The organism is Limnoglobus sp. (assembly GCF_059499385.1).
This window is the reverse complement of record NZ_JCABYM010000145.1, coordinates 1-13,949: the sequence shown is the minus strand read 5'-3', so window position 1 is coordinate 13,949 and position 13,949 is coordinate 1. Positions and strand designations below refer to the sequence as shown.

General features: G+C 70.0%; 9 protein-coding genes. 3 read left to right on the top strand and 6 right to left on the bottom strand.

The window, feature by feature from the left end:
• Positions 1–2,148, bottom strand: a 2,148-nt coding sequence (locus AC5JJ2_RS25925) for a tetratricopeptide repeat protein (RefSeq protein ID WP_495860953.1), incomplete at its 3' end; no start/stop codon positions are given.
• Between the two features lie 28 nt (positions 2,149–2,176).
• Positions 2,177–2,635, bottom strand: a complete 459-nt coding sequence (locus AC5JJ2_RS25920; RefSeq protein ID WP_495860952.1) for a hypothetical protein — start codon at positions 2,633–2,635, stop codon at positions 2,177–2,179.
• Positions 2,636–3,437: 802 nt separating this feature from the next.
• On the opposite strand from AC5JJ2_RS25920, the gene AC5JJ2_RS25915 reads away from it, so the two are divergent.
• Together AC5JJ2_RS25915 and AC5JJ2_RS25910 are read left to right on the top strand one after the other, a co-directional pair.
• Positions 3,438–5,408, top strand: a complete 1,971-nt coding sequence (locus AC5JJ2_RS25915) for an ammonium transporter (RefSeq protein ID WP_495860951.1) — start codon at positions 3,438–3,440, stop codon at positions 5,406–5,408.
• Positions 5,409–5,480: 72 nt separating this feature from the next.
• Positions 5,481–5,834, top strand: coding sequence for a P-II family nitrogen regulator (locus AC5JJ2_RS25910; protein WP_495860950.1), 354 nt, complete (start codon positions 5,481–5,483; stop codon positions 5,832–5,834).
• Positions 5,835–5,898: 64 nt separating this feature from the next.
• Here the strand turns inward: AC5JJ2_RS25910 and AC5JJ2_RS25905 are convergent, their stop codons facing one another.
• Positions 5,899–7,581 carry a hypothetical protein gene (locus tag AC5JJ2_RS25905; protein WP_495860949.1) on the bottom strand — a complete coding sequence of 561 codons (1,683 nt, stop codon included), beginning with the start codon at positions 7,579–7,581 and terminating at the stop codon, positions 5,899–5,901.
• A gap of 113 nt (positions 7,582–7,694) precedes the next feature.
• A complete protein-coding gene (gene rsmH, locus AC5JJ2_RS25900; protein WP_495860948.1) occupies positions 7,695–8,582 on the bottom strand; it encodes a 16S rRNA (cytosine(1402)-N(4))-methyltransferase RsmH in 888 nt (295 codons plus the stop codon).
• A gap of 295 nt (positions 8,583–8,877) precedes the next feature.
• Here rsmH and AC5JJ2_RS25895 point away from each other — a divergent pair, with 295 nt between their 5' ends.
• Positions 8,878–10,371, top strand: coding sequence for a serine/threonine protein kinase (locus AC5JJ2_RS25895; protein WP_495860947.1), 1,494 nt, complete (start codon positions 8,878–8,880; stop codon positions 10,369–10,371).
• Between the two features lie 118 nt (positions 10,372–10,489).
• Here AC5JJ2_RS25895 and AC5JJ2_RS25890 read toward each other — a convergent pair whose 3' ends face one another.
• Positions 10,490–12,292: an RNA polymerase sigma factor gene (locus AC5JJ2_RS25890; protein ID WP_495860946.1), complete on the bottom strand. Its 1,803-nt coding sequence runs from the start codon at positions 12,290–12,292 to the stop codon at positions 10,490–10,492.
• A gap of 171 nt (positions 12,293–12,463) precedes the next feature.
• The gene (locus AC5JJ2_RS25885) at positions 12,464–13,858 is read right to left on the bottom strand and encodes an MFS transporter (RefSeq protein WP_495860945.1); all 1,395 of its coding nucleotides are present in this window, start codon (positions 13,856–13,858) and stop codon (positions 12,464–12,466) included.
• Positions 13,859–13,949 lie beyond the last annotated feature (91 nt).

Genomic DNA, 13,949 nt, shown 5'->3' with positions numbered 1-13,949 from the left:
CGCCCACCCCCCTCCCCGGCCCTCCCCCCCAAGGGGGGAGGGAGAAAGAGCAAGATGCGGCACGACTTCGCCGACCGGCTCCTTCAACTTGTCGATGGCCTTGTCCACCGCCGCGAACGCCTGCTCCGGCTCGTCGCGGTCCAACAGCGCGTTGAACAGCGCCCGCACGGCCGGCGGGAACGGGGCGTCCGTCTTCGTCGCCCGCCGCTGGAACAGCCGCAGCGCCTCCGGCACGTGGTCGCGGCACTTCGCCACCCGGAAGTAGGCGTCCGCGAACTGCTCCTCCCGCTCGTCCAGGCACGCGGCGAACCGGTACAGGTCCGTCGCGGCCGCGAACGCGCCGCGCTCCCACTGCTGCGACCCGAGGAGGAAGTACCCGGCCGCCGCCTGCGGGCGGACCCGCACGGACTGCCGCAACAGCCGCTCGGCCTCGTCCTGGCAGCGGCAGTCGGCCAGCAGCATCTGCGCGTAGGACTGCACCAGCAGCGGGTCGGCGTCCGGCTTCGCCGCGGCCGCGGCCAGCACCGCCCGCCGTTCGCGCGTGCGGCCGAGTTCCCGCAGCGCCGCCGCCTTCGAGAGCGTGTACGTCGCGTCGTCCGGGAAGTCTTCGAGCAGCGCGTCAACGGCGTCGAGCAGCAGGACCGGGTGCGCCGTCAGCCGCGCCCACAGGACGGCCGCGACCTTCGCCAGCCGGTGGCCGACGTATTCCGCTGTGAATGCGTCGAGTAGTCCCTTCGCGTCGTGCTGCTTGCCGCCGGTGAAGTGCTGGTGAATGGCGAAGAGGCGGTCGTACCCTTCGGCGTCCGGCAGGTCGGCGAACGGCTTCAGCCGCGCCGCCTCGGCCGTCGGGACGGCGACCATGCATCGCGGGCCGGTCGCGGGGTACCGCTTCAGCACGACCGGCAGCGGGGCCTCGGCCGGCTTGTTCTCGTGGCCGTCGCGGAGGAAGACACTCTCCCGCAGCGGGTCGTGGCCGACGACCAGCCGCGTCTGGCTGACGCCGACCTCGACGAGCGTGAGCAGGAACGGCAGCCCGGCGGCGATCAGTTCGCCGGCGACCTCGGCGGTCAGCGCGAACTCGCGGCACGTCCACCCGGCGGCCTCGGCCCGCGCCCGCTCGCCGGCGTCCGGCAGGCCGTCCGCCGGCATCGGGCACTCGGCCGGCGGGTTCGGGAACGGGTGGTTCCAGAACCCGCCGAGCAGGTCGTACACCGTCGGCGGCTCGCCGACCGAGTTCGGCACCGCGAGGAGCGTCTTCCGCGGCCCGCCGGTCTTTCCCGTCAGGTTCGCGGCGAACCGTTTATAAAATTCGTCGTCCAGCGCGGCCGCGGTTTCTCCCGCCCCGGCGAAGTCGCCGAGCGTGTACCGCACGTCCGCGCGGCGGGCGGCGAGCCACTTCTTGCCTTCCTTCTCCAGCAGCGGCGACAGCTCCTCGTACCGGTCGAGGCTCTTCGCCGCGTCCGCGTGGCGGCCCAGCTCGATCTGCAGCGCCGCCAGGTGCGCGGAGACGATGCCGCTCTCCAGATGCTCGGTCGCTTCAATCAAGAACGATGCGGCCTCGGCGTCCTGCCCGGCCTTCTGCAACAGGTGGGCGACCGCCTGCACCGCGGGGCGGAACCACGGCTGCAGCTCCATCCCCCGCCGCGCGGCCGCGAGCGCCTCGGCCGGGCGGTCGTTCGCCTCCATCACGGCGGCGCGTTCCACCTGAATCCACGCCCGGTGCGGGGCGAGCGACTCGGCCTGATTCAAGAAGCGTTCTGCCCGGTCGAAGTCGTGCAGCCGGGCCATGACGAAGGCGTTGAACGCGTACCAGTCGGCCCGCAGGTCCGGCGAGGCGTCGGCCCAGTCGGTCTGGTCCTGGATGAACCGCCAGCTCGCGAGCGGGCCGAACCGCTCGAAGCGGTAGCGGGCGTGGTAGTAGACGGCTTCGAGGTTGGACGGGCTGCTGCGGAAGGCGGCGGCGTGCAGCTTGCGGCCGAGCCGCGGCGCGCCGAGTTGCATCGCGAGGCGGCCGGCGAGCAGGCGGGCGGGGGTGTTCGTCCAGCCGACGAGCGGGCCGAACGCGGCGGACGCGGCCAGCGCCTGGCGGTACCGCCCCTGCGTGTACAGCTCCCGAATCCGACTCAAATCCGCCGCGGGGATGTCCATGTCCGATGTACGGGCCTCGGCCGCGGGGTTACGTGGGGTCCGGTTCGTTGGCCGGCGGCGCGGGGGTCGCGTCCGCGAGGGGCGAGAGCTGGCTGACGATCGTGCCGAGCTGCGCCAGCCGGTGGCCGTACTTGTCGAGGAACTCGGCGAGCGTGTACTCGTTCTCCAGGTCGTCCGGGTCGTCGCCGCGGAGCCGGTTGGCGAGTTCGAGCATCATCCGCAGGTACGCCCGCTCGACGACCGGCAGCACTTCCTTGCAGGCCGGCCCCACGTCCGGGAACTCCTCCTGCCATCGCGCGAGGAAGTTCCGCCAGCGGGCCTGGTGGTCGGCCGCGGCCGCGGCCTGCTTCGCGAGACCGAGTTGTTCCTTCTGCACGTCGAGCAGTTGGCGGAGCAGGTCGGCGGTCTCACCGGCCGCGAGTTGGGACGGCGGGGCAGCGGGCAGCTTGAGGTTCGGCGGCGCGACGAAGATCGGCGAGTTGTTCATGGCACGCGAGCCTTCGGTCGGGTCGGCGAGAATGGGGGCATTATAAGCGTCCGCCGGCGGAAGGAGAACGGAAATGAGCGCGGGCGATGTGTCGATGGCGATCCGGGGCGCGCCGCGGCTAATCGGGGCGCGCCGCGCGGCGTACGCCGCGGGTAAACTCCTACCCCGGCGGCTTCCGCCGCTCGGCTCGCCGGTGATTCGCGAGGGCGTTAGAACTCAAACCGGAGTTCGGGGATCGAAGTGTCAAACGACCGCGGGCCGGCAGCTGGGGGAGCTGCCGGCCCGCGGGTTTCAGGGGGTTCCTTCGTGCGTGATCGGTCGAGATCGTCGGCTCGGGGGTGTGAGCCGCTGCCGCTCTTGGGGGAAGATCGACAGACGATCCTCGACCATTCAGCCGTCTGGGGGTCATCCGGCTGATAGTTGTTACTAGGCACGGGTCGTGCCAAACTCGCCTTCCCTCCCACTGCCTTGTTGCAAGATGATGATAAAATTAGCTTTGCGACGAATCTTCATTGGAATGCTCAACAATTCATCACCGCGGATTCTGTAAATCGGCGTGTAAGAGTTGCAGGCGGGGCCGGATAAATCTACAGACGCAAATTATTGCCCCGTATCTGGGCACATCTGCTTTATTTGATGGCACTCACTGCTTATTATCGCATCGCGATTTTTCGCATGATCGCCTTTAATTCTTCTCATTGAACCTTTTAGGTCAATTCATTTTCACCATCTTCCCGGCACACTGGCTGCGTTGGGGCGGCTTGGTCCAGAAATCCGTTCCTCTCCTCATCAGGAGGTGCCCGTGTATCTCGCAGTTCGGGCGATGCTCGTCGCCACTCTCTTCCTCTTTGCCGCGGACGGGGCGTTCGCGCAAGACGCCGCCGCGCCCGACCCGGCCAAGACGCCGGCGATGAAGGCGGACGTGGACGCCGCCTCGAAGGCGGCCGCCGACGCGACCACGGCGGCGCACAAGTACTCGGACATCGCCTGGATGCTCGTGTCGTGCGCCCTCGTCATGCTCATGATGCCCGGCCTGGCCCTGTTCTACGGCGGCATGGCCCGGCGGAAGAACATCCTCGGCACGATGATGCACACCATGGTCGCGCTCGGCCTCGTCGGCGTGCAGTGGGTGGTCATCGGGTACGCGTTGGCGTTCGGCACGCCGGCGCTCAAGTTCTCGATCAGCTCCGACTCCGACGGCAAGCCGATCGAGGCCGGCGTCGTCGGGTTCAGCAAGGAACTCATGTTCCTGCCGCCCTCGGCCGCCCTCGGGACGACGAAGACGGCCGACGACATCCTGAAGGAGAAGGGGCTTGACCCGGCGACGGCGACCGAGGAGCAGAAGAAGGCCGCGGCCGCGGACGTGGACACGCTCAACCAGTTCAAGAGCTTCCCGAACACGAACCTGCCGCTGTACCTGCACGCGATGTTCCAGGGCATGTTCGCGATCATCACCGTCGCCCTCGTGTCCGGGGCGTTCGCCGAGCGGGTGAAGTTCGGCTCGTACCTGCTGTTCGCGCTGCTCTGGACGACGATCGTGTACGACCCGCTGGCGCACATGGTGTGGTCGTTCGACTGGAACCCGGCGAACAAGGTGAACGTGGCGGCGACCGACCCGCCGGTCCAGGTGTTCCCGGCGGCCGGGCTGCTCGGGGCGAACGGGGCCATCGACTTCGCCGGCGGCACGGTCGTCCACATCGCGGCCGGGTTCAGCGGGCTGGCGGCCGTCCTCGTCCTCCGCAAGCGGATCGGGTACGGCAAGCAGGCGATGCACCCGAGCAACATGACGCTCACGCTCCTCGGGGCCGGGATGCTCTGGTTCGGGTGGTTCGGGTTCAACGGCGGGTCCGCGCTGTTCTCGAACGCCCAGGCGATCTCCGCGTTCACGTTCACCCAGACGGCGGCCGCGGCGGCCGGCCTGTCCTGGCTCCTCGTCGAGTGGCTGCACCGCGGCAAGCCGACGGCCCTCGGGTTCGCGTCCGGCCTCGTCGCCGGCCTGGTCGCCATCACCCCGGCGAGCGGGTTCGTCACGCCGGGCGGTGCGCTGGCCATCGGCATCCTCGCCGGCATCGTCTGCTACTGGGCGGTCGCGGCGAAGAGCGTCCTCGGGTACGACGACTCGCTCGACGCCTTCGGCATCCACGGCGTCGGCGGGCTGCTCGGCGCGATCCTGACCGCGTTCTTCGTCAGCATCCCGCTGTGGGCCTACGGGGCCGAGATGCCCGAGGGGGCGTTCCCCGGCAAGACGATCGTGGAAGGCAAGACGGTCACCTACGACCGGGCGTCGCAGATCATGTGGCAGATCAAGGCGTGCGCCCTGTCCGCGGTCTACGCGTTCGTGGTGACGGCGATCCTGGTCCTCGTCATCGACAAGACCCTCGGGTTCACCGTGACGCCGAAGGACGAGGCGATGGGCCTGGACCTGAGCCAGCACGGGGAAGTCGGCGTGGACATGGGGCCGGACGTGGACGGCGGGGCGACGCTGGAGCCGAAGGCGGCGACGATGCCGCCGGCCAACGGCGGCGGCAAGCGGTTCGCCGTGACCGTGGCCGGGCCGTCCGAGGCGCAGCTGATGACCGTCTGGAGCAAGCTCTGCCAGCCGAGCGAGAACCCGCCGAGCAAGGAGTTCCGGGCGATCTACCCGTACGTCACGACCGTGAGCGGGAACAAGTTCCGGTTCCGCGGCGGCGACCCGGTGGCGATGAAGAGCGCCCTGCAGAAGCTGTTCACCGACGCCCTCGGCGGCGGCGTCAGCACGACCGTCGAGAGCTAACCGCCTGCCCGTCAGCCCCCGGACGTTCGTCCGGGGGCTTTCTTCACACAACCTCATCCCACCATCACCACCATGAAACTGATTGTTGCGATCATCCGCCCGGAGAAGCTGGACGACGTTCAGCGGGCGCTGGCGGAGCGGGACGTGTACCTGATGACCGTCTCCGACGTCCGCGGGTGCGGCCGGCAGCGGGGGTACACGGAAGTCTACCGCGGTCAGGAGATGCAAGTGCGGCTGCTGCCGAAGTTGAAGCTGGAGATCGCGGTGAACGAGCCGTTCGTGGAGGCGGCCGTGGAGGCGATCGTCCACGCGGCCCGGACCGGCGACACCGGGACGGTCGGCGACGGCAAGATTTTCGTGCTGTCGCTGGACGACGCCGTCCGCATCCGTACCGGCGAGCGCGGCGGGTCCGCCATCGGGCCGTAAGTTAAAGACAAAAACGCGAAAAGCCCAGGCACGGCCGTGCCTGGGCTTTTCGCGTTTCAGAACGTCACTCCCCGATCTTCGCCTGCGAGGTCAGGTAAATCTTCGTCCCTTCCGGGATCGCCTTGTCCGGCACGAGCTTCGGGTTCGACTCCCACACGACGCCCCACCGGGCCTCGTCGCCGTAGGCGTCGGCCGCGATCTCCTTGATCGTCCGCCCGCCGGCCGGGACCACGTAGGTCTTGTACCCGCTGCCGGTGATCGACCGCTTCGGTTCCGTCGCGCTCGACGGCGTGATCGTGTTCCACTCGCCGGTTTTCTCGACCGGCCGGCCGATCACGCTCGCGAAGTTCTTGCGAAGGACGTGGATCGGCGGGACCTCGGCCCGTTGCATCTGCGTCAGGGCCGCGTTCTGGTTGTAGCCCTTGAGCGCCTCGGCGTACCGCTCGTCGCCGTAGTGGAGCTTGCTGACGGACGCCCAACTGTCGCCGCCCTTCACGTAGTGCAGGTCCACGTCGTAGTCGGTCTTCGCCGCGGTCGCGACGGCGGCCGGCTGCGGCGCGCCGACGACGGGCAGTTCGAGGGCCGGGGCGACGGCCGCCGGCTTCACCTCGGCCGCGACCGCCGGCAGTTCCACCTTCGGCGCGGGCGTGGGCGGCGGCGACAGGCCGATCTCCGGCAGCTTCGGAACGCCGATGTCGGGAACCTTCGTCGGGTCCGCGCCGGTCACGGGGATCCGCGGCACCGGCGGCGTTTCCAGCGACGGCAGTTCGAGCTTCTTCTCGGTCGTCGGCGTCGCGGTCACGGGAGGCAACTTGAGCGGGTCCGGCGCGGCCGCCGGCGTCGGCGACGTGGCAACGGTCATCGGCGGCGGGTCGAGTTTAACCTCCGGCAAGGGCTGGGCCGGCGGGCTGACGGCCATCGGCGCGGCCCCCGTGATCGCGGGGAGCGGCAACGCGGCTGGCGCGGCCGTGCCCGTCCCGGTGGAGACCGGCGGCACGAGCGGGGCCGTCGTCGTGGTGGGAACGGGCAGTGGGGACACCGCCGGGGCCGGGGCGGGCGACGGCGTCATCGGGGCCGTGCCTTGCACCGGCAGGATGCTCGGGAGGTCGATCTTGAGTTCGGGAACCGGTGGCGGCGAGGTCGCGACCGGCGGGGTCGCGGCCGGGACCGGGAGGCCGATCGGCGGCAGGGCCGGGGCGGCGGTGGGAAGCGACGGCGGCGAGAGGGCGGGAAGCGGCGAGGCCGCGGCCGGTGGCGAGGCGGCCACGGTCGGCAACGTCAGCGACGGCAATTCAACCGTCTTCACCAGCGGTACGGTGGTAGCCGTCGGCGGCGGGGCCAGCGGTGAAGCCGGCTCGGCCTTCTGTTGCCCCGCGAACGAGTCCGCGGCCGTGCCGTTCGTCGTCGCCGGCAGCGGGGCGACCAGGCGGTCGGGTTCGACCTGCGCCGTCGCGGTCGGCTTCGGCGGCCAAACATACCGCATGGTCGCCGCCCCGCCGAGCAAGCTGATGACGCCGGCCGCGAGCACGCCCTTCGTCCGCGACGGCTGGAACGCCTGCCACACGGACTCCGGCAGCCACGAGGTCGGCGTCGGGGCCGGCGGCGTCGCCGGTTCCGCCGGCGTCGGCTCCGGCGGCTTCGCCGCCGCGAGCTTCGACGGCAGGTCGGGGACCTTCGGCAGCTCCGGCCGCGGCGCGCCGCTCACGGGGATCGGGTCGAAGTTCAGCTTGCCGTTGTCGTTGCCCATCCGTGAGCCTCCAAAGTAGTAGGCACACTCCGTGTGCCGTCTCCTGTCGGTCGCAGCGACCCGGACGAACACCCCGCGGCCGGAAGGAGACGGCACACGGAGTGTGCCTACTACTATGTCCGCCGGGCCACCCGCAGCTTCGCGCTCCGCGCCCGCGGGTTCGCCGCCGCCTCCGCGTCGGTCGCCTCCACCGGCTTCTTCGTGATCGGCTCCCACTCCGGCCGGTCCCGGAACGCATGCTTCACCCGCCGGTCCTCCAGCGAGTGGAAGCTGATGATCCCGACCCGGCCGCCCGGCCGCACGATCCCCGGCAGCGCCGCCAGCAGCCGGTCGAGCGCCCCGAGTTCGTCGTTCACCGCGATCCGCAGGGCCTGGAACGTCCGCGTCGCCGGGTGGATCCGCCGGGTGTCCGGCCCCCACGGGACGCTGTGCTTCACCACGTCCGCCAGGTCCGCCGTCGTCGCGAACGGCATCGTTTTCCGCCGCTCCACGACCTTCCGCGCGATCTTCCGGCTGTGCCGCTCCTCGCCGTACTCGAAGATCAAATCCGCGAGGGCCGGCTCGCTCAGCGTGTTCACGAGGTCGGCGGCCGTCGCCCCGCCGGCCGCGTCCAGCCGCATGTCGAGCGGCCCGTCCTGCTGGAAGCTGAACCCGCGGGCCGGGTCGTCCACCTGGTCGGAGCAGAACCCGAGGTCCGCGAGGACGCCGTCCACCGGGCCGACGCCGAGGTTGGCGAGCACGTCCTTCAGCTGGTCGAAGTTCGCGTTCGCGAACGTCACCGGCAGCCCGGCCAGCCGCGGCCGGGCGAGTTCGATCATCGTCGCGTCCTGGTCGAGCGCGACCAGCCGGCCGCCGGGCAGCAGCCGGTTCGCGACGGCGGCGCTGTGCCCGCCGACGCCGAGGGTGGCGTCCACCCACGTCTGGCCGGGTCGCGGGTCGAGGTGCGCCAGCACCTCGGGCAGCAGGACCGGCCGGTGGATCGGGTCGCGATGGGGGGTCATACGGTATATCGAAAAGCCGGTCAAGGCGGAGTGACGGTTGGAACGAGGACAGTTTACGGGGTCCGCCCCGTGGCCGCCCCCGCGGATGTTCATCCGCGGGGAATCTCTCACCCACCCAACGTCCCCTCCCGGAAACACCCGGCGGCGATTTCGCGCACGCCGCCGAAACGTGCGCCGCGGCCTGATTCTTACGCCGCTCGTTAATCGTTAACCCCCTCTCACGATTGGCGTTCCCGGAATTTTCGACCTAAACTCGCGTCAACCGCAGCTTGGCCCGAGAGCGGATGAGGAATACATGATTGGACGGACTTACCTCGGACGCTACGAGACGCAGAAACTGCTCGGCGAGGGCGGGATGGGCAAGGTCTACCTCGCCCGGCAGACCGACCTGAACCGCACGGTCGTCGTGAAGATCATGCACGACCACGTCGCCAGCGACCCGAAATTCCGCGAGCGGTTCCAACGGGAAACGCTCGTGATGGCCCGGTTCACGCACCCAAACGCCGTCACGCTCTACGACGCGAGCGCGTCGGACGAGTACGGGTCGTGCATCGTCATGGAGTACGTCAAGGGGATCAACCTCGAAGCGCTCCTCCAGAAGAACCACCGCCTCTCGTTCGGCCGCGTGTCGCGGGTCGTCTCCCAGCTGTGCGACGTGCTCCAGGCCGCGCACGAGCAGGGGATCATCCACCGCGACCTGAAGCCGGCCAACATCATGATCTCCGAGCCGGACACCCCGAAGGAGCGGGTGAAGGTCATGGACTTCGGCCTCGCGAAGCTCATCGACGACGGCCACCTGAAGCAAGTGACGGACACGGCCGTGGACTTCGCCGTCGGCACGCCGGGGTACATCGCCCCCGAACAAGTCCGCGGCGAGATGATGGACCACCGCGGCGACCTGTACTCGGTCGGCGTCATGCTCTTTGAATTGCTCACCGGCCGGCTGCCGTTCCAGGGGGCGACGAGCATGGACGTGCTCCTCGCCCACGCGACGGAGGACCCGCCGAAGTTCTCCGAACTCGGCCTCGGCAAGATCGCCCCGCGGGCGGTCGAGGAGGTCATCCGGTGGTGCCTGGCGAAGGACCCGGCGAAGCGGCCGCAGACGGCGCGGGAACTGGCCGACGCCTACGCGAAGGCGGTGTCCGGCGGCGGCCCGGTGTCGGACACCGGGTTCCACCCGGTCGCGAAGACGCCGCCGCTGGACGGGACGGACGAGAACCCGATCGCGCTGGTGGCGACGACGATCGCGCCGGCGGCGGTGGCCCAGGCCCAGGCGGACGTGCGGCACCTCACGCCGCCGCCGGCCGTGTCGTTGGCCCCGTCCACGATCCCGATGACGAACACGCCGGCCGCGGCCCCGCGGCCGGCCGCGGCGCGGCCGCCGGCTCCCACCCCGGTGTTCGAGCCGATCGTGACGCTCGGCACGCTGCCGTTTCAGCTCGACGCGTGGATGCCGGAGTCGGTCGCGGTGATGAAGCTCCGCGGGTTCGTGACCGACACCGGCGGCGAGGTGCTGGAGAACCAGCCGGGGTTCGTCCGCGTCCGGCTGGAGAAGGTCGGGGTGAAGGCGGCGAACGGGAAGTTCGGGTGGCTGGGCCTGGGGAAGAAGTCGGACGGCCCGGTCGAGGTGGCGCTGCACATGCGGCAGGTCAGCCCGCACCGGGAGCCGAACCGGTTGGCGGTCCACGTCCTGTTCCGCCCGCAGCACGCCAGCCTCCTCGCCGACGAGGCGTGGCGGCAGCGGTGCAACGAGCTGTTCGTGAAGCTCCGCGGCTACCTGATGGGGTGACAGCCGAAAGTAGTGCCAATGATTTGTAGGGCGGGTCAAGGCTTTGCGCCGACCCGCCGGGGCACACGAGGCGACGGCGGGTCGGCGCAAAGCCTTGACCCGCCCTACAATTGAAGCCTCACCACCAATCGACGGACCGCAGTTGCTCGTCACCTTTGCTCTCAAACGTCGCGACCGTCCTCATGTTCCGGCCGGCCGGGTCGCACACCACGACGTGCCACGTCTGCTTGTCCGTCCAGCTCAGCGGCCGCCAGCACGAGGCGATTTGCCTCCCGTCCGGCGACCACGCGACGGCCTGGCACTCGACCGGGCCGTCGGCGAGTTTGAAGTAGACGACTCGAGTTTCCGAACCGAGCCGGTCCTTCTCGGGAAAGAACTCAGTGATCGTCAACGGCGACGGGTCGGTCGGCTGATTCTTTAGTGCCGTGATTTGAGCCGTCCGTTTCCCATCGGGCGAAACGCGGTGTCCCCGAGACTCGCGGTCTTTAACGTCTTCAAACGGCTCGTGTCGGTTCTTTCCCGCGCGGTCGAGAATGCAGAGCGCGATCCCGTCCGTCGAGAACCCCGGCAGGCCGAACGCCCGCGGCCGATGGCGGTACGTCAGGAACACCGCGCCGTCCGCCGACACGTCGATGACCTCGTGCTCCGGGCCGAACGGCAGCTGCTCGCGCTTACCGGTGGCGGCGTTCACGCGGAACGCCTTGTACCCGGTGAAGCCCCAGACGGCGCTCATCTCGGCGGCGCAGGTGACGAAGTGCCGGCCGTCCGCCTCCCACCCGACGACCGGCTCCGTGTCCTCGTTCGCCGCCACGGCCCTCACGGCCGGTGACGCGCCGGGCGAGAGCAACTTCATCCCGTTCGTCGACGCGAGCGGGACCGCGCCGCCCGGCCCGGTGCGGCCGCAGGACGGGAGGTATCGTTGCACTTCCACAAGTCCTTTGCCGCCGCCGATGGTGACGCTGCCGGTGTGCAAGTTCGTGTCCAGCTTCTTCGCGGCCGCGTAGTCGATCCGCTGAAGCTCCTTCCCGGTCGGCGTCAGATACCGCACCTCCTCGCGGAACAACAGCGCGAGTCGGCCTTGCTCCTTCGCCTCGACGACGACCTTCGCGGCGGCGGGTTGAATCGGGGACGGCTTCGGGTCATCCCCGGATCGACCGGCGGCGACGACGACGGTGAGCATAAGGACGGCGGCGAGAACCTTCCCGGCCGCGAGCGGGCTGCCCGTTCGCATGAGGACCTCCATCAATTCCGAAACGGTGGAAGACGGGACTTCGGAGGCCACTGACACCGCGATGACAGTCTCGGCCAGCGCCGCCGGCAGCCCGGCCGCGAACGGCACGAGGGCCGGCGCGACGCCGCGGGCGGTGAGCCGGACGGCGAGTTGCTTGCGGGCGGCGGCGAGGCGGCTGGACAGCGTGCCCTCCGCGACGCCGAGCCGCCGGGCCGCGTCCCGCCGGCTGACGCCGTCCAGTTCGCACAGCACGACCGCCGCCCGGTACGCGGCCGACAGCTTCGCCACCTCGTCGAGCACGACGCGGCCGACTTCGGTGTCGAAGTCGTGCGCCGCCCCCGCGTCCGGCACGTTCGCGACCTCCCGCCGCCGGGCGCGGCGGCGGAGCAACTCCCGGCTGGCCCGCACGGCCACGGCGAACAGCCACGCGGACACGTCCGCGCGGAACGCGACCCGGTGGGCCTTCTTCGCGAGGACGAGGAACGTGGCCTGCACGGCGTCGTCCGCGTCCGCGGCGTTGCCGAGGATTCGCCGGCAGACGCCGAACACGGCCCGGCCGTGCCGCCGGACGACGGCGGCGAACGCCGCCTCGTCCCGATGGCGAACGAAGTCGTCGAGCAGGTCGGCGTCGGTGCGGTCGAAATCGAGCCGGGCCGCGAGGCAAGCGAGCGTGCCCGTCCGTGGGGTCATGGGTGAACCTCCGAGGGCGACGATCCGTGTCGCCCGCCGGTAACCGGCGGAAGTAAGGCGGCGCGTCGGTGCGGGACGGGAAAATTTAGCGGGAGGGGCGGAGGGGTGTCGAGGCCGACCGCGGCGGGCGGCGGGGCGTTGACCACCCCGCCGCGCTCGATTCCGCGGGGGCTACGTCGTCTCGTGCTTCGGTTCCGGCAGGAAGAACGTGGCCGCGAACGCGATCAGGTACACCGCCCCGCCGATCACCGCCGCGGCCGTCGCCACCTGGACCGGCGGCGTGCCGGCGAACTGCTTCGACAGGAACTCCGTGTTCAGGAGGGCCGCCATCGTACCGATCATCCGGCCGCCGACGTTCGTGGCGAAGCTCCCCCCGGTCCCCCGCAGGTGGAGCGGGAACACCTTCGGCAGGAACTCGCTCAGGTAGCTGAACTGCGCGACCGTCAGCAGCCCGCAAAAGAAGATCGCGGCCGCGAAGATGACGTAGTCGTTCTCCCGCAGCACCAGGTACGTCAGCGGGAACAGCACGATCCCCGGCACGAGGAACAGGCGGATCAGCGTCCGACTGGGAATCATCGTCAAGAACACCGCGAGCAGGATCCGCCCGGTCAGGCCGCCGATCTCCTGCCACCGCTGGATGTCGCCGCGGCGGGCCTGCGTGTCGTTGGTCAACTCCTTCCGCTTCGCGGCCGCGGCCTTCTTCTCGTCGTCCGTCTTCGCCTCCTTCTCGGCCTTCCCGACCTCGGCCTGCCGCGCCGCCAGGTCCGGCAGGCCGGGCGCGATCTGCAGCGGCGTCAGTTGCAGCGCCCCGAACGCGGCCGCGTACCCGCACGCGGACAGGATCGTCGTCACGATCGTCGTCCGGCGGAGGGCCGGGGTGAACAGCTCGCCCAGGCGCGGCCGCTTCAACGTGCCGTCGAGCTTCTTCTGCTTCCACACCTGCGACTCCGGGACGAACGGCAGCAGGAACAGGATCAGCGCGCCGGGCACGAGGCCGGTCAGCAGCGTGTACCGCCACGCGGCCGGGGCGACCGGGAACCCGGCGATGCCGGCCGGGTTGTCCCGCAGGTACTCGACGATCAGGTTGTACACCTCGGTCACGAGGATGCCGCCGAGCGACGCGGCCGCCAGCGTCCACCCGATGGCGATCTCGCGGGTCCGCTTGTCGGTGAACAGTTCCGCCAGCCACGTCACGGCCGCGACAAGTTCGACGCACACGCCGATGAACGTCGTGCAGCGGAACAGGACGAGCTGCCAGAGTTCGGTGCTGAACGCGGCCGCGACCGGCGACAGCGAGTAGATGAGGATGCTGGCGACCATGATCGTCTTGCGGCCGAGCCGGTCGATCAGCCACCCGCCGACGAGGCCGCACGCCCCGCCGGCGAGGGCCGCGATCCAGAGCATCCGGCCGGCCCACTCGCGGACGACCTGGTCCTGCGGCGACACCTTCATCAGGTCGGCGATGGCGTTCGCCCCGATGACCGGGAACATGAGCAGTTCGTAGGTGTCGAACAGAAACCCGATCGCGGCGACGGCGAGGACGAGAGTTCGAGTGGTCGAAGACACTAGAGGCTCCGAGGTGGCGAGGCGGTGGGTAGGAACTTTGGTCCCCTCTCCCCCGGCTTTGCGGGGGAGAGGGTTAGGGTGAGGGGGAACG